We start from the raw sequence: 20,120 nt of genomic DNA, 5'->3' as shown, positions 1-20,120 counted from the left end.
CGTAAAGGGGAGGCGAAGAGCCGTGACCGCAGGCGAATCGAGTGGAGCGAGCGGGAGCGTGGTGCGGCGCATCCTGCTGGGCTCCCAGCTGAGGCGACTGCGCGAGTCGCGCGGGATCACCCGTGAGGCGGCGGGCTATTCCATCCGCGCGTCCGAATCAAAGATCAGCCGTATGGAGTTGGGACGGGTGAGCTTCAAGGCCAGGGACGTCGAGGATCTGCTCACCCTCTACGGGGTCGGGGACGAGGTCGAGCGCGGCGCGCTCCTCGGACTCGCCCGCGAGGCCAACGTCGCCGGCTGGTGGCACAGCTTCGGCGACGTCCTGCCCGGCTGGTTCCAGACGTACATCGGTCTGGAAGGCGCCGCCTCCCTCATCCGCGTCTACGAAGTGCAGTTCGTCCACGGCCTGTTGCAGACCGAGGCGTACGCCCAGGCCGTCGTCACCCGCGGCATGCCCGACGCCCCGCGCGCCGAGATCGACCGCCGCGTCGCCCTGCGCCTGGAGCGCCAGAAGGTCCTCGTCTCCGAGCGCGCCCCGCAGTTCCACGCCGTCCTCGACGAGGCCGCGCTCCGCCGCCCCTACGGCGACCGGTCCGTCATGCAGGGGCAGTTGAGGCACCTCATCGAGATCTCCGAACACCCGGGCGTCACGCTCCAGATCATGCCCTTCAGCTTCGGCGGTCATGCCGGCGAGAGCGGCGCCTTCACGATGCTGAGCTTCCCCGAGTCCGACCTCTCCGACATCGTCTACCTCGAACAGCTCACCAGCGCCCTCTACCTCGACAAGCGCGAGGAAGTCGCCCAGTACCAGCGGGTGATGGAGAAGCTCCAGGAGGACGGACCGGATCCGGCCGAAAGCCGGGACCTTCTCCGGGGTCTCCTCCAACTCTCCTGATACATCAGTACGATGACGCCACATCAGTCGCACTGCAGGTAGCGGGTAGAGGGGTCTCCACCATGTCGCACTTCACCGACCTGGCCCACCAGTACATCGACGGCGAGTGGAAGCCCGGAAGCGGTTCGTGGGACATCATCGACTTCAACCCGTACACCGGGGAGAAGCTGGCGTCGATCACCGTCGCCACCGCCGACGAGGTCGACCGCGCCTACTGGGCCGCCGAGCGCGCGCAGACCGCGTGGGCCGAGACCAACCCGTACACCCGCCGCCTGGTCTTCGAGCGCGCGCTGCGGATCGTCGAGGACCGCGAGGAGGAGATAGCCGAGACGATCGTCGCCGAGCTCGGCGGCACCCGTCTCAAGGCGGCCTTCGAGCTGCACCTCGCCAAGGAGTTCCTGCGCGAGGCGATCCAGCTGGCGCTGCGCCCCGAGGGCCGCATCCTGCCCTCGCCGGTCGACGGCAAGGAGAACCGGGTCTACCGCGTCCCGGTCGGCGTCGTCGGCGTCATCTCCCCCTTCAACTTCCCCTTCCTCCTCTCCATCAAGTCGGTCGCGCCCGCGCTCGCGCTCGGCAACGCCGTCGTCCTCAAGCCGCACCAGAACACCCCGATCTGCGGCGGCACGCTGGTCGCGAGGGTCCTGGAGGAGGCCGGTCTGCCGGCCGGCCTGCTGAACGTCGTCGTCACCGACATCGCCGAGATCGGCGACGCGCTCCTCACCCACCCGGTCCCGAAGGTCATCTCCTTCACCGGCTCCGACAAGGTCGGCCGCCACGTCGCCACTGTCTGCGCGCAGAACTTCAAGCACGCGGTCCTCGAACTCGGCGGCAACAGCGCCCTGATCGTCCTCGACGACGCCGACGTGGACTACGCGGTCGACGCGGCGGTCTTCAGCCGCTTCGTGCACCAGGGCCAGGTCTGCATGGCCGCCAACCGCATCCTGGTGGACCGCACCCTGGCGGAGGAGTTCACCGAGAAGTTCGTGGCGAAGGTGAAGACCCTGCGCGTCGGCGACCCGGCCGACCCCGCCACCCACATCGGTCCCCTCATCAACTCCCAGCAGGCGGAGTCCGTCTCCTCGGTCGTCGAGCAGACGGTCGCGGCCGGCGCCACGGCCCTGCTGCACGGCACGGTCGACGGCAACCTGGTCTCCCCGTCCGTCCTCACCGGCATCGCCGCCGACGCCCCGGTCCTGAGCCAGGAGATCTTCGGCCCGGTCGCGCTGATCCTCCCCTTCGACGGCGAGGAGGAGGCCGTACGGATCGCCAACGACACCCCGTACGGGCTCAGCGGCGCCGTCCACACGGGTGATGTGGAGCGGGGCGTGCGGGTCGCCAAGCGCATCCACACCGGCATGATCCACATCAACGACGGCACCGTGCACGACGAGCCGATCGTGCCCTTCGGCGGCGAGAAGCACTCGGGCATCGGGCGGCTCAACGGCGAGGCGATGGTGGACTCCTTCACCACCCAGAAGTGGATCTCGATCCAGCACGGCCGCAGTCGCTTCCCGTTCTAGGGCCTTCCGGAGCTTCTGAGCCTTCCGGGGTCTTCCGGAGCCTTCTAGGACAGCATCTGGCCTACATGGCCCCTAAGTTGGTCGGTGTCGGGGAAACCACACCGACACCGACCGGCGTACGGACGACAGAAGGCGGACATCATGGTGGCGTTTGTTCCCGCGGAGCAGCCCGGCGACGAGCGCGGTGCGTTCCTCAACTTCATCGAGACCCAGCGCGCCGCGCTGCGCCGCTCGGTCCTCGGCCTCACCGAGGAGCAGGCGGCGAGCCGGCCCAGCGCCAGTGAGCTCAGCCTCTCCGGTCTGCTCAAGCACGTCGCCGAGGTCGAGCTCGCCTGGCTCCGGATGGCCCAGGAGCGGCCGAGCGAGCGGCAGCGCACCGAGGAGACCTGGGGCGACGCGTTCCGGCTCGTCGGCGACGAGACGATCCCGGCGATCGTGGACTTCTGGGCGGGCGTGACGAAGGAGTCCGAGGAGTTCATCCGTTCCGTGCCGAGTCTGGACGACACCTTCCCGCTGCCCGAGGCGCCCTGGTTCCCCCAGGACGGGCGGGTGTCGATCCGCTGGATGCTGCTGCACCTGGTCCAGGAGATGGGGCGGCACGCCGGCCACGCGGACGTCATCCGCGAGTCCCTGGACGGCAAGGGCTCCTTCGACCTGATCGACGAGGAGAACGGCGCCGCTTAGTCCATATTGACTACCATCGAAGCATGTCAGCCATGCGTCTTCTCGTCCTGGGCGCGGTCAAGCAGCACGGCCGCGCCCACGGCTACCAGGTCCGCAACGACCTGGAGTACTGGGGTGCGCACGAGTGGTCCCACGCCAAGCCCGGCTCGATCTACCACGCGCTGAAACAGATGGCGAAGCAGGGACTGCTGCGCGCGCACGAGGTCGCGCCGAGCGCGGTGGGCGGGCCGCCGCGCGTCGAGTACGAGCTGACCGAGGCCGGTGTCGAGGAGTACTTCGCGCTGCTGCGCGAGGCGCTGACCGCGTACGACCAGAAGATGGACGTCCTGTCGGCGGCGATCGGCTTCATGGTGGACCTGCCCCGCGAGGAGGTCGCCGAGCTGCTGCGCCGGCGGGTGCGGGCGCTCGACGAGTGGCGGGCCTCGGGCACCGGGTACTACACGCCGGAGGGCGGCCCGGAGCAGCTCGGGCACGTCGGCGAGATCATGCACATGTGGGTCCACTCGGCCGACGCCGGCAAGGAGTGGACGCTCGGCCTGATCGAGCGGATCGAGGGCGGGGCGTACGTGTTCGCGGGCGAGGGCGAGGCCTTCGTGGGGGTGCTCGCGGAGGGCCAGGAGAACCCGTACGCGAAATGATCACGTGTGACTGATGCGCCGCGAGGGCATGCGGTGCTCCGTCACGGCCCACTGGTCAAGTTTGACTACGAAGCTTGCGGGGCGGCGGACCGGAGCGGGAGCCGGGCTCAGCGCAGGGCGTGGCCCTCGTGGTCGAGTTCGAGCTGGGGGCGGCCCGTGACGATCAGCCAGGCCGGGAGGGAGGCGAGGACGAGCACGGCGAGCATCGCGGGGGAGGAGGCGAGGACGGCGCCGGTGAAGAGACTGATCCAGCCCTGCCGGGTGGTGGCCAGGAGCACGCCGAGGACGGCGGAGGAGACGGCGACGGCCGGGTGGACCTCGGGGACGAGGGCCTGGGCGCACAGGCCGAAGGAGGCGCCGATGAAGACGGCCGGGAAGATCCGGCCGCCCGGGAAGCCGCAGGAGGCGGCGACGAGCAGGGCGAGGAGTTTGACCACGGCGAACTTGATCAGCTCGCCCGAGGACCAGCTGCCGACGGAGGCGGCGAGCTCCTTGGTCTCCGCCAGGCCCTTGAAGAGCGTCAGATGCCCGCCGAAGGCGCCCAGGAGACCCAGGACGAGGCCGCCGACGGGCAGCATCACCAGGGGGTGCCGCAGCCGCCGGAAGACGGCGTGGACGTACGGGAAGAGAGAGCAGGCGACGAGGCCGAACACGGCCGCGGCCGAGGCGATCACCAGGGCGGCGAGGATGTCGCCGAAGCCGGGGTCGTCCAGCGGCGGGAGCCCGATGTCGAAGCTGGGCTGGGCCAGGAGCTGGGTGGTCAGGGCGCCGGTGCCGGCGGCGACGAGCGGGGCGAACAGCCGGTCCCAGAGCGAACCGCGGCCCGGCTGGCCCGCCAGGGCCTCGGAGAGGACGAGGGCGGCCGCCACCGGAGTGCCGAAGAGGGCGCCGATGGTGGCGGCCGAGGCCAGCGCGACCCAGGCCGCGCCCGGCGCGGCGGGTGCCGCCTTGCGGCCCAGCCAGTAGGCGAGCGCGATGTTGGTGGCGATGATCGGGTTCTCGGGGCCGAGGCTGACTCCGCCGGCCAGCATGAAGGTGCTCGCGAGCAGCAGCCCCGGCACCACCGCGGGGGCGAGCGGCGCCCCGCCGAGCCCCTCCGAGGACGGGTCGGGGCCCGCGTGGCCGGGCACCTTCCACACGATCAGACCCACGGCTACGCCCGTCGCCGTGAGCATGATGATGATCCACAGGGAGGAGTAGTTCCCGATGCCGAGCGCCTCCGGCAGGTTGTTCCACAGCACGTGCTGGAACTTCTCCGCGAGGGCGCTGACCCCGAGGAACAGCAGGCTCGCGCCCACCCCGACGAGGAGCGCGGGCAGGATCTGGGGGAGCAGGAGCCGGGCGGGCGACTCGACGGGAGGCGGAGCTTGATCGGTGGCCACCGGCCCACCATAAGTGAGCAAATGCCGCACAACATCCCGGACAACGCCCAAGCCGGGACTTGCACCTCACGTCGCGTCAGGACCCAGGCTGAACGGCGTACCGACAGAGAAAGGGCGGACGGCCGATGGGCTACTCCGTGGGACAGGTGGCCGGCTTCGCCGGGGTCACGGTGCGCACCCTGCACCACTACGACGCGATCGGGCTGCTCTCACCGGGCGGCCGCAGCACGGCGGGCCACCGCCGCTACGACGACGCGGACCTCGACCGGCTCCAGCAGATCCTGTTCTACCGGGAGCTCGGCTTCCCCCTCGAAGAGGTCGCCGCCCTCCTCGACGACCCGCACGCCGACCCGCAGGAACACCTGCGGCGCCGGCACACGCTGCTGACCGCGCGGATCGGCGAGCTCCAGAGGATGGCGGCGGCCGTCGAGCACGCCATGGAGGCGAAGAAGATGGGCATCAACCTCACACCCGAGGAGAAGTTCGAGGTCTTCGGGGACAAGGACCCCGAGCGGTACGCGGAGGAGTCCGCCCGCCGCTGGGGCGGCTCCTACTCGCACGAGCAGGCACAGGCCCGCGCCGCCCAGTACTCCAAGGAGGACTGGCAGCGGATGAAGGACGAGGTCGACGCCTGGGGCGCGGCCTACGCCGCCCTGATGGACGAGGGCCGCGACCCGCGGTCCGAGGAGGCGATGGACCTCGCCGAGGCCCACCGCCGCCACCTCACCACCTGGTTCTTCGAGTGCCACCCGAGGACCCACGTGGAGCTCACGGAGATGTACGTCGCCGACGAGAACTTCCACGCGTTCTACGAGTCGATCCACCCCGGCCTGCCCGAACACCTCCGGGAGTCCGTCCGGGCGAACGCCGAACGCCGGAAGGCCTGACCGGCCAGGCTCCCCGGCGGAGTCTCAGGTGCGCGGCGCGATCACCGCCGCCGTGCCGTACGCGCACACCTCCGTGCCCACGTCCGCCGCCTCGGTCACGTCGAAGCGGAACATGAGCACGGCGTTCGCGCCGCGCGCCTTCGCCTGCTCCACCAGGCGCTCCATCGCCTGGTTGCGGGTCTGCACGAGGGTCTTCGTCAGGCCCTTCAGCTCACCGCCGATCATCGACTTCAGGCCCGCGCCGATCTGGCTGCCCAGATGGCGGGAGCGGACGGTGAGCCCGAAGACCTCACCGATCACCTGCCGGACCTCGAAGCCCGGCACGTCGTTCGTCGTCACGACCAGCACCTCGGCGTGCGGCCCCTGGCCGCCCCCGTACTCGTCGATGCCCATCGGCATCACCTCCTGACCCCCAAGCCTCGGGCCCGCGGCCGGGGTCCGCATCCCGTGAGGGCCGGGGGAACCGGGCGCCTCCGGCCCGCGTTGATAGCTTGGGGCCCGCCGTCCCCATGCCTCGGGGCCGCCGTCCCCACACCTCGGGGCCGGCGTCCCCTGCCGTGGGGCCGGCCGTCCCCATGCCCCGGGGCCGGCGTCCCCAAGCCCCCACCGACCGCAGGAGCCCGGAAGCCCGTGAACACGCTTGCCCTCGGACCGAGCTGGCTGGACCCGGACCATCTGATCCAGACCTTTGGTCTGATCGGTGTCCTCGTCATCGTCTTCGCCGAGTCCGGACTCCTCATCGGGTTCTTCCTGCCCGGCGACTCGCTGCTCTTCACCACCGGCCTGCTCGTCACCACCCACAAGCTGGACACCCCGCTGTGGATGGTGTGCACCCTGGTGGTGGCCGCGGCCGTCCTCGGAGACCAGGTCGGCTACCTCTTCGGCCGCAAGGTCGGCCCGTCCCTCTTCAAGCGCCCCGACTCCAAGCTGTTCAAGCAGGAGAACGTCGAGAAGGCGCACGCCTTCTTCGAGAAGCACGGCCCGAAGTCCCTGATCCTGGCCCGCTTCGTGCCCATCGTCCGCACGTTCACGCCGATCATCGCCGGCGTCAGCCGCATGAACTACCGCTCGTTCATCATCTTCAACCTCATCGGCGGCGCGCTGTGGGGCGCGGGCGTGACCCTGCTCGGCGCCTCCCTCGGCAACGTCGAGTTCGTCCACAAGCACATCGAGCTGATCCTCGTCGGGATCGTCCTGATCTCCGTGATCCCGGTCGCGATCGAGCTCCTCCGCGCCCGCTCCCACGCCAGGAAGAACCCGCCGCACAGCGACCACGACGCCCCCGGCACCCCGAACCCGCCCGGCGGCGCCCGAGGCCGCCACGCCAAGCGGTAGTCCCTACGCCTAGAACCCCCGGGTGCGCTTCGCCGCGCGCCGCACCGCCGCCGCGCCCGGGGCCTGCATGAACAGCCGCGCCAGCTCGGACCCCAGGTTCACGCCGATCGCGATCGCCAGGGCGAGCGCCGCCGCCTTCGCCAGCGACGCGAAGCCCTGGTCCAGATTGTTCTGCGCGATCGCGAGCACCCCGAAGTACGTCGCCGAACCGGGCAGCAGCGGCCCGATCGCCGCCGTCACGTACGGCAGCGACGACGTGTGGTGGTAGCGGGCGATCAGCTGCCCGAACAGCCCCACGAGCCCGGCCGCCACCGCCGTCGCCATCACCGCCGAACCCCCGGCGGTCACCGATATCGACGCGTAGATCACCCACGCCACCCCGCCGTTCAGGGTCGCGAACAGCACCGTCGACCGCGACTGCTGCAGCAGGATCGCGAAGGTCGCGCACAGCACCATCGACGCCAGGATCTGCACCACCGGCCGCTCCACCGGCCGCAGCAGCCCCTCCGGGTTCAGCTGCGCGTCGAACTGCACCGCGATGTACAGCACCGACAGCACGCCCACCACGATCGCGACGAAGAAGTACGCGACCTCCAGGAGCCGGGCCGAGGCCGTGATGTAGAAACCGGTCAGGCCGTCCTGCACCGCCGCGACCAGCGCCCGCCCCGGAATCAGCGCGAACAGACCACCCGTGATCACCGCCGACGGCAGCAGCTCCGCGTGCAGCATTGTCAGGAGCACCCCCATCGCCGCCGGAGGCATCGCCGCCACCAGGAACTGGTAGAACTCCGGCATCCCCCGCCCCGCGAACAGCCACGCGAGCCGGTCACCCAGGACCGCGCCGAGCGCCGCCACGAAGAACACCGTGGCACCGCCGCCGAGCAGCACCGACGCCGCCCCGGCCAGCACACCCGCCGCCGCCGTCAGCACCCAGCCCGGATACGGATGCCGGTTCCGCCGGATCTCCGCGAGCCGCCGGTACGCCTCCTCCGGCGTCACCTCCTCCGCCCGCGCGTTGATGTCCGACAGCAGCTGGTACACGGCCTCGAGCCGCGTGTAGTCCGTGCCCCGGCGCCGCACCGTCCGGTTCGCCGTGATCGGATCGTCCACCAGCGACGGCTGATACGTGACGGACAGCAGGGTGAAGGTGACCGTCGGCTCCACCCGGTCCAGACCGTACGAGCGGCAGATCGCGAACATCGCCGCCTCGACGTCCTCCGCGCCCTCCCCGCCCGCCAGCAGCAGCTCGCCGATGCGCAGCGTCAGGTCGAGCACACGCGGCACCGAAGGCCCCGACTCGTCCTCCTTGCGCGGCGCCTCCGGCACCGGCCGCTCACCCACCGGCAGCCGCAGCATCGTCCGCATCCGGTCCTGCCACGGCGCGTCCTGCGGAAGCCGCACCAGCGGCACCCCGTACGCCGGGGTGAACGCGGGCGGCGAACTCTTGGCCGAGTACGTGGCAGGCGTCGCGAACGCCGAACCCTCCTGCTCGGCCGGCGGTTCCGTCGTCGTCCCCGGCGGCAGGGCGAACTCCGAGGTCGGATGCTCCTCCTCGGGCGGCGCGGGCTGCTCCACCCCGGCCGGCGGCACGAACGCGCTCCGCGCCTCGTCCGACTGCGGCTTCCGGTCCTCAGGAACACCGTCCTCCGGCTCCGCCACCACGCTCTCCGCCTCATCCCCGGGGAATCCAGGATTCCAGTATGAAGGTCGGACGGATGCGCGAAAGGCGGTGCACCCCAAGAGGTGCACCGCCTTCAGACGCTCACGAGAACAGCGGGCTCAGTGGCCGCCCTGCTCCTTGGCGCGCGCGTACGACTTCTGGATCTCTTCCTCGGCCTCGGCGCGACCGACCCAGTCGGCACCCTCGACCGACTTGCCCGGCTCCAGGTCCTTGTAGACCTCGAAGAAGTGCTGGATCTCCAGGCGGTCGAACTCGGCCACGTGGTGGATGTCCCGCAGGTGCTCCATGCGCGGGTCCGTCGCCGGCACGCACAGCAGCTTGTCATCGCCGCCGGCCTCGTCCGTCATGCGGAACATGCCGATGGCGCGGCACTTGATGAGGCAACCCGGGAAGGTCGGCTCGTCGAGGATGACGAGCGCGTCCAGCGGGTCGCCGTCCTCGCCGAGGGTGTTCTCGACATAGCCGTAGTCGGTCGGGTAGGCCGTCGACGTGAAGAGGCGACGGTCCAGACGGATGCGGCCGGTCTCGTGGTCGACCTCGTACTTGTTCCGCGATCCCTTGGGGATCTCGATGAGAACGTCGAACTCCACGGGTGGCTCCTCCTGAATCAACACAAGTGAATGCTCGCGACGACGCGCGGTGATTAAGTGTCCCTCACGCACGTGTGTGATCGCGAAAGGGGCTGGTCGGCGATGCCGGAGCCGAGAACGTGGCAGTTCACGGCGGGCGCCGCCGTCCTCGGTCTCGCCCTGGCCGCCGCCGCGGTGACCGCGGCCGGACCATGGGACGGTGGCCAGCGTACGGCCGAGCGGGCCCGCGCCGCCGCCCCCGCGACGGGTGTCACACATCACGCCCCGTCCGCCGCACCCGCACCACCCCGCCGCCCCGCGCCCGCCCCCAGCGCCCCCGGCGTCCTCACCGCCCTGCACGCCCCCGCCGCCGGGCGCGCCGCCGACCTCGCCGCCGTCCTCGTGCCGCTCCTCGCCGACCCCGGCCTCGGCCCGCTCCGCACCGCCTCCGTCGTCGACACCGCCACCGGCAGACAGCTGTACGGCGAGGGCGCCGGCACCCCCATGACCCCCGCCTCCACGGTCAAGATCGCCACCACCGCGGCCGCGCTCTCCGCCCTCGGCCCCGACCACCGCATCCCCACCACCGTCACCGCCACCCCCGACGGCACGGGCATCATCCTCACCGGCGGCGGCGACCCCACCCTCGACCGGGCCCGCCTCAAGTCCCTCGCCACCGACACCGCCCGCGCCCTCAAGGCCCGCGCCCACACCTCCGTACGCCTCGCCTACGACACGAGCCTCTACCGGGGCCCCGCACTCCACCCGATCGGCCCCAACGAGAACCTCGCCCCCGTCGTCGCCCTCATGACCCGCGAAGGCCGTCTCGACGACAGCGCCGGCGGCCCCGCCCCCCGCACCGCCGATCCCGCCGGAGACACCGCCACCGCCTTCGCCGAACTCCTCACCGACGCCGGCGTCACGATCACCGGAACCCCCGCCCCCGGCCCCACCCCCAAGGCCGCCCCCCTCGCCCGTACCGCGTCCGCACCCCTCGCCGACCTCGTCGAGCACACCCTCACCCACAGCGACAACGACCTCGCCGAAGCCCTCGCCCGCCAGACCGCCCTCGCCCGCAGACAGCCCGCGAGCTTCCAGGGCGCCGAGAAGGCCGTACGCGACGAACTCGCCCGGCTCGGCCTCCCCGTCGCCGGAGCCCGCTTCGCCGACGGCAGCGGACTCGACCGCCGCGACCGCGTCTCCGCCGCCCTCCTCACCGGACTCCTCACCCGCGCCGCCGACCCCGCCCGCCCCGAACTGCGGCCCCTCCTCACCGGACTGCCCGTCGGCGGCTTCACCGGCACCCTCGCCGGCCGCTTCGACACCGGCCCCGCCGCCGCAGGAGCAGGACTCGTCCGCGCCAAGACCGGCACCCTCACCGGCGTCAACACGCTCGCCGGAACCGTCGTCACCCCCGACGGGCGCCTCCTCGCCTTCGCGTTCCTCGCCGGCCGCACCCCCTCCCCGTACGAGGCACAGCCCGCCCTCGACCGCCTCTCCGCCGCCCTCACCGGCCGGAAGTGACCCCACACACCCCCCATCGAACCCTCACCGAACAGGCCCCGAGCCCGTACGGTTGACGCATGACGAGCATCGGTGGCGCAGGCACATCCGGGATGGTCGACTGGAACCTCGCGGTCGCGACCGCGACCCGCCTCGTGCGGCCCGGACCCGAAGTCAGCCGCGACGAGGCCCGCGAGGTCGTCGCCGAACTCCGCAGACACGCCAAGGCCTCCGAAGAACACGTCCGCGCCTACACCCGGATGATCCCCGAAGGCGCCGAACCGCACGACACACCCGTCCTCGTCGTCGACCGCGCCGGCTGGATCAAGGCCAACGTCGCCGGCTTCCGCGAACTCCTCACCCCGCTCCTCGGCAAGATGCAGGAACGCCGCGCCACCACCCCCGGCAACGCCCTCCTCGGCACCGTCGGCGGCAAGGTCACCGGCGTCGAACTCGGCATGCTGCTGTCCTTCCTCGCCTCCCGCATCCTCGGCCAGTACGAGACCTTCGCCCCCGCCACCCGCGACCTCCCCGCCGGAGCGAACGGCGGCGGACGCCTCCTCCTCGTCGCCCCCAACATCGTCCACGTCGAACGCGAACTCGACGTCACCCCACACGACTTCCGGCTCTGGGTCTGCCTCCACGAGGAGACCCACCGCACCCAGTTCACCGCCGTCCCCTGGCTCCGCGACCACCTCCAGGGCGAGATCCAGTCGTTCCTCGCCGCCACCGACGTCGACCCCGGCACCGTCGTCGAACGCCTCCGCGACGCCGCCCAGACCCTCGCCGGCGGCCGCCCCGAAGGCGAGGAGGGCGAACCCTCCCCCTCCCTCGTCGAACTCGTCCAGACCCCCGAACAGCGCGAGATCCTCGGCCGCCTCACCGCCGTCATGTCCCTCCTCGAAGGCCACGCCGACTACGTCATGGACGGCGTCGGACCCCAGGTCGTCCCCTCCGTCGCCGAGATCCGCGAGAAGTTCCAGGCCCGCCGCGCCCGCGGCGCCTCCCGCCTCGACCTCGCCCTGCGCAGGCTCCTCGGCCTCGACGCCAAACTCCGCCAGTACCGCGACGGCGAACGCTTCGTCCGCGCCGTCGTCGACCAGGTCGGCATGGACGGCTTCAACCGCGTGTGGACCTCCCCCAACACCCTCCCCACCAAGGCCGAGATCGCCGCACCCGCCGACTGGATCGCGAGGGTGCACCGTAAGGCAGACTCCTGAGGCGGATGCGGCACACGACACAGGAACACGTGAGAACAACCCGCCAATCACCCATCCGAGGGACCCTGGGCATGGGGTGAGGCGTGCAATGCTCGGGTAACGGCCAGGTTTCTGTCACCATCGACGCACTCTGAGTGACCGAACCCCCCTTTCCGACCGTTAAGACACCGACCGAGGCACCCCACCCCCATCACGAAGGGAACCGGACATGGGTCCCCATCCTGCGGTCGCGGCGATACGCCTGGCGGTCCGCCGCGTACTCCACGACGTCATCACCGACCACACGACCGGAACCGAACCGCTCGTACTCGTCGCCTGCTCCGGAGGCGCCGACTCCATGGCGCTCGCCTCCGCCCTCGCCTTCGAGGCCCGCAAACTCCCCGTACGCGCCGGCGGCATCACCGTCGACCACGGCCTCCAGGACGGCTCCGACACCCGGGCCACCGAGGTCGCCGGACGCATGACCGCCCTCGGCCTCACCCCCGTCGAGGCCGTCACCGTCACCGTCGGCCGCGAAGGAGGACCCGAGGCCGCCGCCCGCGACGCCCGGTACGCCGCCCTGGACGCCGCCGCGGCCCGCCACGGCGCCACCGCGATCCTCCTCGGCCACACCCGCGACGACCAGGCCGAGACCGTCCTCCTCGGCCTCGCCCGCGGCTCCGGCATCCGCTCCCTCTCCGGCATGGCCGCCGTCTCCGGCACCTCCGGCCGCTACCGGCGCCCCTTCCTCCAGCTCGACCGCCAGACCGTCCGCAAGGCCTGCATCGCCCAGGAACTCGCCGTCTGGGACGACCCCCACAACAGCGACCCCGCCTACACCCGCTCCCGGCTCCGCCACGAAGGCCTCCCCGCCCTCGAGAAGGCCCTCGGCAAGGGCGTCGTCGAAGCCCTCGCCCGAACGGCCCAACTCTCCCGCGACGACGCCGACGCCCTCGACACCTGGGCCGCCGACGCCGAGACCGCCGTACGCGACGAGGCGGGCACCCTCGAATGCGCCAAACTCTTCGGCCTGCCCCCCGCCGTACGCCGCCGCGTCCTGCGCCGCGCCGTCATCGCCGAGGGCGCCCCCGCCGGCTCCCTCTTCGCCCGCCACATCGAAGAAGTCGACCGGCTCATCACCGGATGGCGCGGCCAGGGGGCCATCAACCTGCCCGGCCGCGTCGAAGCCCGCCGCCAGGGTGGCAGACTGGTCATCCGGCAAGGCTGACGCACGCTGCAACGAAAGTGACCCGGGTGAACGAGAAGGACATGGGCACCGACCTCCAGTCGGTGCTCATCACCAAGGAAGAGATCGACGCCAAGCTGGCAGAGCTGGCCGCGAAGATCGACGCGGAATACGCGGGCAAGGACCTGCTCATCGTCGGCGTCCTCAAGGGCGCCGTGATGGTGATGGCGGATCTGGCTCGCGCCCTTTCCACCCCCGTCACCATGGACTGGATGGCCGTCTCCTCCTACGGCGCCGGCACCCAGTCCTCCGGCGTCGTACGCATCCTCAAGGACCTCGACACCGACATCAAGGGCAAGCACGTCCTGATCGTCGAGGACATCATCGACTCCGGCCTGACCCTGTCCTGGCTGCTGTCGAACCTCGGCTCGCGCGAGCCCGCCTCCCTCGAGGTGGTCACCCTCCTGCGCAAGCCGGAGGCCGCGAAGGTCGCCATCGACGTCAAGTGGATCGGCTTCGACATTCCCAACGAGTTCGTCGTCGGCTACGGCCTCGACTACGCCGAGAAGTACCGGAACCTCCCCTTCGTCGGCACGCTCGCCCCGCACGTCTACGGCGGCTGAGACCCCGGCCTCGCAGGGAACCCGCACCGCCTTCCCTCCGTTGAACCACGGGAAGGCGGTCGCGGGCGACGATGCTGAGGTACCGTCCGAAGAACAGCTTTTTCACACAGCAGCTCTCACAGCAGCATTTTCCTACGGGCAGGAGGGACGGGGCGTACTCGCTCCGTATGGATGGACGTGAAGCGATACTTCCGTGGGCCGGTCATGTGGATCGTGCTGGCCGTCCTCGCCGTGGTCGTGCTGATGCAGGTCGTCGGCTCGTCCGAGGGCTACAAGACGGTGGACACCGGCCAGGTCGTCCAGGCGATCGACAAGAACCAGGTCAAGCAGGCAAAACTCACCACCGGTGATGAGCAGCTCATCAAGATCGACCTCATCGACGGTCAGAAGATCAACAAGGCCGACAAGCTCCAGGCCAGCTACATCGGCACCCAGGGCGCGGACCTCGCGGACAAGCTCCAGGAGAAGTTCGAGGCCGGGCAGATCGAGAAGGGCTACACCGTCTCCCCGACGAAGCAGTCGCCCTTCGTCTCGATCCTGCTCTCGCTCCTCCCCTTCGTCCTCATCGTGGTCGTCTTCCTCTTCCTGATGAACCAGATGCAGGGCGGCGGCTCCCGCGTCATGCAGTTCGGCAAGTCCAAGGCCAAGCTCATCACCAAGGACACGCCGAAGACCACCTTCGCCGACGTCGCAGGCGCGGACGAGGCCGTCGAGGAACTCCACGAGATCAAGGAATTCCTCCAGGAGCCCGCCAAGTTCCAGGCCGTCGGCGCCAAGATCCCCAAGGGCGTCCTGCTCTACGGCCCGCCCGGAACCGGCAAGACGCTCCTCGCGCGCGCCGTCGCCGGCGAGGCCGGCGTCCCCTTCTACTCGATCTCCGGCTCCGACTTCGTCGAGATGTTCGTCGGCGTAGGCGCCAGCCGCGTCCGCGACCTCTTCGAGCAGGCCAAGGCCAACGCACCGGCGATCGTCTTCGTCGACGAGATCGACGCCGTCGGACGCCACCGCGGCGCCGGACTCGGCGGCGGCCACGACGAGCGCGAGCAGACCCTCAACCAGCTCCTCGTCGAGATGGACGGCTTCGACGTCAAGGGCGGCGTCATCCTCATCGCCGCCACGAACCGCCCCGACATCCTCGACCCCGCGCTCCTGCGCCCCGGCCGCTTCGACCGGCAGATCGCCGTCGACCGCCCGGACATGCAGGGCCGCCTGGAGATCCTCAAGGTCCACCAGAAGGGCAAGCCGGTCGCGCCCGACGTCGACCTCGGCGCCGTCGCCCGCCGCACCCCCGGCTTCACCGGCGCGGACCTCTCCAACGTCCTCAACGAGGCGGCGCTCCTCACCGCCCGAGGCGACCAGAAGCTGATCGACAACAAGGCTCTGGACGAGGCGATCGACCGCGTGGTCGCGGGCCCGCAGAAGCGGACCCGGATCATGTCGGACAAGGAGAAGAAGATCACCGCGTACCACGAGGGCGGCCACGCCCTCGTCGCGGCGGCCTCGCCGAACGCCGACCCCGTCCACAAGATCACCATCCTGTCCCGCGGCCGCGCCCTGGGCTACACGATGGTGCTCCCGGAAGAGGACAAGTACTCGACCACGCGCAACGAGATGCTCGACCAGCTGGCGTACATGCTGGGCGGGCGCGCGGCCGAGGAGCTCGTCTTCCACGACCCGACCACGGGCGCCGCGAACGACATCGAGAAGGCCACCGGCACGGCCCGCGCGATGGTCACGCAGTACGGCATGACCGAGCGGCTCGGCGCCATCAAGTTCGGCGGCGACAACACCGAGCCCTTCCTCGGCCGCGAGATGGCGCACCAGCGCGACTACTCGGAAGAGGTCGCGGCGCTGGTCGACGAAGAGGTCAAGAAGCTCATCGAGACCGCGCACAACGAGGCCTGGGAGATCCTGGTCGAGAACCGCGACGTCCTCGACAACCTGGTCCTCGCCCTCCTGGAGAAGGAGACGCTGGGCAAGGAGGAGATCGCCGAGATCTTCGCCCCCATCGTCAAGCGCCCGGCCCGCCCGGCCTGGACCGGCTCGGCCCGCCGCACCCCCTCCACCCGCCCGCCGGTCCTCTCCCCCAAGGAGCTGGCCCTGACGAACACCGCCAACGGCACGGCGGCCCCGGTGGTCGACACCACCAAGGGCATCGACATCGCCCCGGTCGACACCCCCGAGGACTGACCGTCCCGGCACCCCGGAATGGAAGCCGCGCCCCCACAGGTTCTAGCCTGTGGGGGCGCGGCCATTTCGCGCGCACACAGTCAGACGGAACGAGGCACAGGATGACCGACCCGGTGACGCTGGACGGCGAGGGCACGATCGGCGAATTCGACGAGAAGCGCGCCGAGAACGCCGTACGAGAGCTCCTCATCGCGGTCGGCGAGGACCCGGACCGCGAGGGGCTCAAGGAAACGCCGGCGCGTGTGGCGAGGGCGTATAGGGAGCTTTTCGCGGGGCTGTGGCAGAAGCCCGAGGACGTTCTGACGACGACGTTCGACCTGGGGCACGACGAGATGGTCCTGGTGAAGGACATCGAACTGGTATCCCAGTGTGAGCATCATCTCCTGGCATTTCATGGCGTAGCTCACATTGGTTACATTCCGGCGGAATCGGGCAAAATTACCGGCTTGTCGAAGCTGGCCCGCTTGGTGGACGTCTTTGCCCGGCGCCCGCAGGTGCAGGAGCGTCTCACGACGCAGATCGCCGACTCGCTCATGGAGATCCTTGAGGCGCGCGGCGCGATCGTCGTCATCGAGGCCGAGCACATGTGCATGACGCTGCGTGGCGTCCGTAAGCCGGGCGCGAAGACGACGACCTCGGCGGTACGTGGTCAACTTCGTGACGCTACCACCCGTGCTGAGGCTATGTCCCTGATATTGGCCCGCTAGTAGCGGACTGTCCGCTGTGCTCCATACCGTCCTGATCAGTGGAGTTGATCGCTGATCAAGGGGGCGGTATGGGGTACGGACCGACCAGCAAGATGCTGGTCAGCCTGGTGGATGGCTACGCGCAAGCCAAGAACGTGGTTCCGGGCAGTGTCATGTGGACGCTGGACGGCGACCGGACGGTGCAGACCACGGTCGTGGACGTGGCGGCGGTGAAGGGGCGGCAGGCCGTCGACGTGGTCACGGACCACATGACTTTCACTGTCAGCCCGGACCTGCTGCTGCTCACGCCGGACGGGTGGACGCATGCGGCGGACACGGAGGGGACGACGGTCGCCTGGACGCACGCGAAGAAGCTGTGCAGGGAGCGGCCGACGATCCGGCCGGGGTACGAGTTCGGCTATTTCGTCGGAGCCACCTGCGCGGACGGGACGGTCTACAAGAACTATGTGTCGCTGATCGTCAATGAGGAGGCCTTTGCGGCCCGGTACGCGGCCGCGCGCACGGCCTGCACAGGACTCCCCGCCCGTCTTGAGGCGGTGACCCGGCCATCCGGCTATCTGAAGCGAGATCTGCCCGGCTTCCGCGTACGAGTGGTCTCCTCGTACCTCTCCGACGCGCTGCGGCACTATGTGGGCGGGGACGCCCACCACATGCGGCAGCGCCTCCCGCGCGTGGTGCTGCGGGACATCGATACCTTCCAGGGATTCCTGGACGGCTACATCGAGGGCGACGGTTGCAACCTCAAGCATGGCTGGGGACGTGTGATCGTGAGTGCCAACGTTCCCTTTCTGGTTGACCTCGCGCAGCTCATCGGGGCCCGGTTCACCCCTTCGAAACGGGGCCTGGCCTCGCGGCTCTATGTCTCGAACCGCTGGGAATACCGCGGCACCTTCACCCCCGAGCACCACCCCCTGAACCCACCCGAGTCCACCTGGGTCCAAGTTCAAGAAGTCCGCCCCCGCCCCGCCCTCGGCACCAAGCCCTTCACCTTCTACGGCTACCGCCTCGCCCCCCACCCCACCTTCCTGGTGAACGGGCACCTCGCGCGCGAGCCCTGGTAGGGAGCTAGGCCGCCGGGGCCTGGTTCTTGTCCTCGTCCTCCGGGAGTTTGCACACGCGCTCCAGGAAGAGGGCGGCGGCGATGACGCCGATGCCCGCCGCGACCGCGAGGCCTGCGTAGAGGGCCTGGTCGCGGCGGGCGGGGATGTCGAGGGAGCCGAGGAGGAAGACGCCCGTGCCGCCGTACATGCCGGCGACGAGGGCGGCGACCAGGGCGCTCGCCTGGCCGAAGACCACCGCGCGGGCCGCCATCAGGGGTTCGACGCCCTTGGCGCCCGGGCGGCGCTCGCGCTGGGCCTTGAGGCGGACGCGGATCGAGAGGGCGGTCGCGGTGAGGACGACGGCGATCACGGCGAGGACGATGGGCGCGGCGAGCGGCACGCTGGGGAGGGTGCCGACCGCGTCCCAGAGCCGGGCGGCGCCCCAGGAGAGGACACCGGCGACCAGGAACAGTCCGGTGAGTACCTTCAGCCGCAGTTGTTTCACCGGGTGTCCTTCGTGTGGTCGTCGGGCGGTCTACCCGAGCGTAACGACTACTCGGGGAGACGGAGTTCCAGGTCGGCCCGGGGGGTGACGCCTTCGTCGCCGAGGGCGGCGAGGAGGTCGGCGACCGGGCCGTGGCCGGGGAGCTGGGCGTCGGGGTCGACGTCGTGCCAGGGGGCGAGGACGAAGGCGCGCTGGTGGGCGCGGGGGTGCGGGAGGGTGAGGACGGGGTCGTCGGAGACGACGTCCGCGTACGCCACGATGTCGACGTCGATGGTGCGGGCGCCCCAGCGCTCCTCGCGGACGCGGTGGAAGGCCTCCTCGACGGCGTGGGCGCGCTCCAGGAGGGAGGAGGGCGGCAGGGTGGTCCGTACGAGTGCCACGGCGTTGAGGTACGAGGGCTGGGTGCCGGGTTCGACGCCCCAGGGGGCCGTCTCGTAGACGGGGGAGACGGCCTTGACCCGGAGGCCGGGCGTGTCGCCGAGGGCGTCGATGGCGCCCTGGAGGTTCTCCAGGCGGTTGCCGAGGTTGGCGCCGAGGGCGAGGACGGCCCAGCGGGGGTTGGAGAGGGTGGTGTCGGCGGCGTCGACGGTCGCGACGACGGAGGCCGGCACGGGCTGGACGGTGGGGTCGCTCTGCGTCGGCTTCATCGTCGGCTCCGGGTGATCGTGATGGTCACGTCGTCGAAGGGCACGGTGATGGGTGCGTCCGGCTTGTGGACGACGACCTCCACTTCTTGTACCCCGGCGTGGCTGAGGCATTGCTGGGCGATGCGCTCGGCGAGGGTTTCGATGAGGTCGACGGGCTCGCCCTGGACGACGTCGACGACCTCTTCGGCGACGATTCCGTAGTGGACGGTCTTCGTCAGGTCGTCCTCGGCGGCCGCCGGGCGGGTGTCCAGGCCGAGGACCAGGTCCACGATGAAGGTCTGGCCCTCCTCGCGCTCCTTGGGGAAGACGCCGTGGTGGCCTCGGGCCTTGAGGCCGCGCAGCGCGACACGATCCACGCGAATCACTCCTGATGTCGTAGTTCGGGTGGCCACGCAGCCGGTTGCGGACGGCCGGGTGTCCACTTCGAATCTACCTGCGGGGACCGACAGCGCTTGCTCTTGGGGGGCCGGGGGCGGGTCAGGCGGGTGGTTCCGAAGGTTCGGGGCCGTCTTCGGGGCCGCTTGTCTCCTCGGTCTCGCCGAGGACGGGGGAGGCGTGGTGGGACCAGATGCGCCAGCCTCCGGGTGTGCGGCGGAACACATTGGTGGCGACGACGAGCTGGCCGACGAGGGGGCCGAGCTCGGCGCCGTCCTCGGCGGGGCCGCCGCTGAGGATGTTCTCGGTGCAGGTGACGAGGGCGGTGTCGCCGGCGAGGGAGATCCGCAGGTCGGTGAGGAAGAACTGGATGTAGTCGGTGTTCGCCATGATCAGGGCGTACGAGCGGAGCACCTCGCCGCGGCCGGTGAGGACGGGCCAGCCGGGGTGGACGCAGGTGATGGGGGTGGCTCCGTCGTCGAGCCAGAGGGCGGTGAGGCGTTCGAAGTCGCCGGTCTCCATGGCCTCGTAGAAGGCGGTGTTGGCGGCTTCGA

At 70.5% G+C, this 20,120-nt stretch carries 21 protein-coding genes; 13 read left to right on the top strand and 8 right to left on the bottom strand.

Going from position 1 to position 20,120, the window contains the following annotated elements; genetic code table 11:
• Window positions 1-22: 22 nt before the first annotated feature.
• From ACZ7HT_RS32225 to ACZ7HT_RS32210, 4 genes are all read left to right on the top strand, one after another.
• Entirely contained in the window at window positions 23-895 is an 873-nt protein-coding gene (locus ACZ7HT_RS32225) for a helix-turn-helix domain-containing protein (protein ID WP_471172372.1), read from the top strand.
• 62 nt (window positions 896-957) lie between these two features.
• On the top strand, window positions 958-2,415 hold the full coding sequence (locus ACZ7HT_RS32220; protein WP_471172367.1) for an aldehyde dehydrogenase family protein: 1,458 nt from the start codon (window positions 958-960) through the stop codon (window positions 2,413-2,415).
• Window positions 2,416-2,556: 141 nt separating this feature from the next.
• Window positions 2,557-3,099 carry a DinB family protein gene (locus ACZ7HT_RS32215; RefSeq protein ID WP_471172365.1) on the top strand — a complete coding sequence of 181 codons (543 nt, stop codon included), beginning with the start codon at window positions 2,557-2,559 and terminating at the stop codon, window positions 3,097-3,099.
• Between the two features lie 23 nt (window positions 3,100-3,122).
• On the top strand, window positions 3,123-3,737 hold the full coding sequence (locus ACZ7HT_RS32210) for a PadR family transcriptional regulator (protein WP_471172362.1): 615 nt from the start codon (window positions 3,123-3,125) through the stop codon (window positions 3,735-3,737).
• A 107-nt stretch (window positions 3,738-3,844) separates the two neighbouring features.
• On the opposite strand, the gene ACZ7HT_RS32205 is transcribed toward ACZ7HT_RS32210, so the two are convergent.
• Window positions 3,845-5,119, bottom strand: coding sequence for an ion channel protein (locus ACZ7HT_RS32205; RefSeq protein WP_471172360.1), 1,275 nt, complete (start codon window positions 5,117-5,119; stop codon window positions 3,845-3,847).
• A 125-nt stretch (window positions 5,120-5,244) separates the two neighbouring features.
• On the opposite strand from ACZ7HT_RS32205, the gene ACZ7HT_RS32200 reads away from it, so the two are divergent.
• Window positions 5,245-6,006, top strand: coding sequence for a MerR family transcriptional regulator (locus ACZ7HT_RS32200; RefSeq protein ID WP_471172358.1), 762 nt, complete (start codon window positions 5,245-5,247; stop codon window positions 6,004-6,006).
• A gap of 24 nt (window positions 6,007-6,030) precedes the next feature.
• Here the strand turns inward: ACZ7HT_RS32200 and ACZ7HT_RS32195 are convergent, their stop codons facing one another.
• Window positions 6,031-6,399, bottom strand: a complete 369-nt coding sequence (locus ACZ7HT_RS32195) for a YbjQ family protein (RefSeq protein ID WP_471172355.1) — start codon at window positions 6,397-6,399, stop codon at window positions 6,031-6,033.
• Between the two features lie 237 nt (window positions 6,400-6,636).
• Between ACZ7HT_RS32195 and ACZ7HT_RS32190 the strand changes: the two genes are divergently transcribed.
• Window positions 6,637-7,341, top strand: coding sequence for a DedA family protein (locus ACZ7HT_RS32190; protein ID WP_471172350.1), 705 nt, complete (start codon window positions 6,637-6,639; stop codon window positions 7,339-7,341).
• 9 nt (window positions 7,342-7,350) lie between these two features.
• Here the strand turns inward: ACZ7HT_RS32190 and ACZ7HT_RS32185 are convergent, their stop codons facing one another.
• Together ACZ7HT_RS32185 and ACZ7HT_RS32180 are read right to left on the bottom strand one after the other, a co-directional pair.
• The gene (locus ACZ7HT_RS32185) at window positions 7,351-9,003 is read right to left on the bottom strand and encodes a threonine/serine exporter family protein (RefSeq protein ID WP_471172346.1); all 1,653 of its coding nucleotides are present in this window, start codon (window positions 9,001-9,003) and stop codon (window positions 7,351-7,353) included.
• A gap of 117 nt (window positions 9,004-9,120) precedes the next feature.
• Entirely contained in the window at window positions 9,121-9,612 is a 492-nt protein-coding gene (locus tag ACZ7HT_RS32180; RefSeq protein ID WP_471172344.1) for an inorganic diphosphatase, read from the bottom strand.
• Between the two features lie 102 nt (window positions 9,613-9,714).
• Between ACZ7HT_RS32180 and dacB the strand changes: the two genes are divergently transcribed.
• The 7 genes from dacB to ACZ7HT_RS32145 all read left to right on the top strand — a co-directional run bounded on the left by dacB (window position 9,715) and on the right by ACZ7HT_RS32145 (window position 18,060).
• The gene (gene dacB / locus ACZ7HT_RS32175) at window positions 9,715-11,115 is read left to right on the top strand and encodes a D-alanyl-D-alanine carboxypeptidase/D-alanyl-D-alanine endopeptidase (protein WP_471172341.1); all 1,401 of its coding nucleotides are present in this window, start codon (window positions 9,715-9,717) and stop codon (window positions 11,113-11,115) included.
• 59 nt (window positions 11,116-11,174) lie between these two features.
• On the top strand, window positions 11,175-12,314 hold the full coding sequence (locus ACZ7HT_RS32170) for a zinc-dependent metalloprotease (protein WP_471172338.1): 1,140 nt from the start codon (window positions 11,175-11,177) through the stop codon (window positions 12,312-12,314).
• Between the two features lie 208 nt (window positions 12,315-12,522).
• Complete coding sequence (tilS, locus tag ACZ7HT_RS32165) at window positions 12,523-13,521, top strand: tRNA lysidine(34) synthetase TilS (RefSeq protein ID WP_471172334.1); 999 nt, start codon at window positions 12,523-12,525, stop codon at window positions 13,519-13,521.
• Window positions 13,522-13,562: 41 nt separating this feature from the next.
• Window positions 13,563-14,102, top strand: coding sequence for a hypoxanthine phosphoribosyltransferase (gene hpt, locus ACZ7HT_RS32160; protein WP_116165458.1), 540 nt, complete (start codon window positions 13,563-13,565; stop codon window positions 14,100-14,102).
• A gap of 171 nt (window positions 14,103-14,273) precedes the next feature.
• Window positions 14,274-16,292, top strand: coding sequence for an ATP-dependent zinc metalloprotease FtsH (gene ftsH, locus ACZ7HT_RS32155; RefSeq protein ID WP_471172331.1), 2,019 nt, complete (start codon window positions 14,274-14,276; stop codon window positions 16,290-16,292).
• A 101-nt stretch (window positions 16,293-16,393) separates the two neighbouring features.
• On the top strand, window positions 16,394-16,999 hold the full coding sequence (gene folE, locus ACZ7HT_RS32150) for a GTP cyclohydrolase I FolE (protein WP_471172328.1): 606 nt from the start codon (window positions 16,394-16,396) through the stop codon (window positions 16,997-16,999).
• Window positions 17,000-17,067: 68 nt separating this feature from the next.
• The gene (locus tag ACZ7HT_RS32145) at window positions 17,068-18,060 is read left to right on the top strand and encodes a hypothetical protein (RefSeq protein WP_471172326.1); all 993 of its coding nucleotides are present in this window, start codon (window positions 17,068-17,070) and stop codon (window positions 18,058-18,060) included.
• 4 nt (window positions 18,061-18,064) lie between these two features.
• Here the strand turns inward: ACZ7HT_RS32145 and ACZ7HT_RS32140 are convergent, their stop codons facing one another.
• From ACZ7HT_RS32140 to ACZ7HT_RS32125, 4 genes are all read right to left on the bottom strand, one after another.
• Window positions 18,065-18,544 carry a DUF3180 domain-containing protein gene (locus ACZ7HT_RS32140; protein ID WP_471172322.1) on the bottom strand — a complete coding sequence of 160 codons (480 nt, stop codon included), beginning with the start codon at window positions 18,542-18,544 and terminating at the stop codon, window positions 18,065-18,067.
• Window positions 18,545-18,591: 47 nt separating this feature from the next.
• Window positions 18,592-19,191 carry a 2-amino-4-hydroxy-6-hydroxymethyldihydropteridine diphosphokinase gene (gene folK, locus ACZ7HT_RS32135; RefSeq protein WP_471172318.1) on the bottom strand — a complete coding sequence of 200 codons (600 nt, stop codon included), beginning with the start codon at window positions 19,189-19,191 and terminating at the stop codon, window positions 18,592-18,594.
• On the bottom strand, window positions 19,188-19,547 hold the full coding sequence (folB, locus tag ACZ7HT_RS32130) for a dihydroneopterin aldolase (RefSeq protein WP_116160313.1): 360 nt from the start codon (window positions 19,545-19,547) through the stop codon (window positions 19,188-19,190). The genes folK and folB overlap by 4 nt, the downstream gene beginning before the upstream one ends.
• A gap of 121 nt (window positions 19,548-19,668) precedes the next feature.
• A complete protein-coding gene (locus ACZ7HT_RS32125) occupies window positions 19,669-20,088 on the bottom strand; it encodes a nuclear transport factor 2 family protein (RefSeq protein WP_471172463.1) in 420 nt (139 codons plus the stop codon).
• Window positions 20,089-20,120 lie beyond the last annotated feature (32 nt).

Source organism: Streptomyces sp. NPDC037410 (genome assembly GCF_055602235.1).
The sequence above is the reverse complement of the archived record's forward strand: the minus strand, read 5'-3'. Positions and strand labels throughout refer to the sequence as shown.

Coding starts and splice junctions, on each gene's coding strand:
- ACZ7HT_RS32220 (WP_471172367.1), top strand. CDS start 958: ATGTCGCACTTCACCGACCTGGCCCACCAGTACATCGACGGCGAGTGG.
- ACZ7HT_RS32215 (WP_471172365.1), top strand. CDS start 2,557: ATGGTGGCGTTTGTTCCCGCGGAGCAGCCCGGCGACGAGCGCGGTGCG.
- ACZ7HT_RS32210 (WP_471172362.1), top strand. CDS start 3,123: ATGTCAGCCATGCGTCTTCTCGTCCTGGGCGCGGTCAAGCAGCACGGC.
- ACZ7HT_RS32200 (WP_471172358.1), top strand. CDS start 5,245: ATGGGCTACTCCGTGGGACAGGTGGCCGGCTTCGCCGGGGTCACGGTG.
- ACZ7HT_RS32195 (WP_471172355.1), bottom strand. CDS start 6,399: ATGGGCATCGACGAGTACGGGGGCGGCCAGGGGCCGCACGCCGAGGTG.
- dacB (WP_471172341.1), top strand. CDS start 9,715: ATGCCGGAGCCGAGAACGTGGCAGTTCACGGCGGGCGCCGCCGTCCTC.
- ACZ7HT_RS32170 (WP_471172338.1), top strand. CDS start 11,175: ATGACGAGCATCGGTGGCGCAGGCACATCCGGGATGGTCGACTGGAAC.
- tilS (WP_471172334.1), top strand. CDS start 12,523: ATGGGTCCCCATCCTGCGGTCGCGGCGATACGCCTGGCGGTCCGCCGC.
- hpt (WP_116165458.1), top strand. CDS start 13,563: ATGGGCACCGACCTCCAGTCGGTGCTCATCACCAAGGAAGAGATCGAC.
- ftsH (WP_471172331.1), top strand. CDS start 14,274: ATGGACGTGAAGCGATACTTCCGTGGGCCGGTCATGTGGATCGTGCTG.
- folE (WP_471172328.1), top strand. CDS start 16,394: ATGACCGACCCGGTGACGCTGGACGGCGAGGGCACGATCGGCGAATTC.
- ACZ7HT_RS32145 (WP_471172326.1), top strand. CDS start 17,068: ATGGGGTACGGACCGACCAGCAAGATGCTGGTCAGCCTGGTGGATGGC.
- folK (WP_471172318.1), bottom strand. CDS start 19,191: ATGAAGCCGACGCAGAGCGACCCCACCGTCCAGCCCGTGCCGGCCTCC.
- ACZ7HT_RS32125 (WP_471172463.1), bottom strand. CDS start 20,088: ATGGAGACCGGCGACTTCGAACGCCTCACCGCCCTCTGGCTCGACGAC.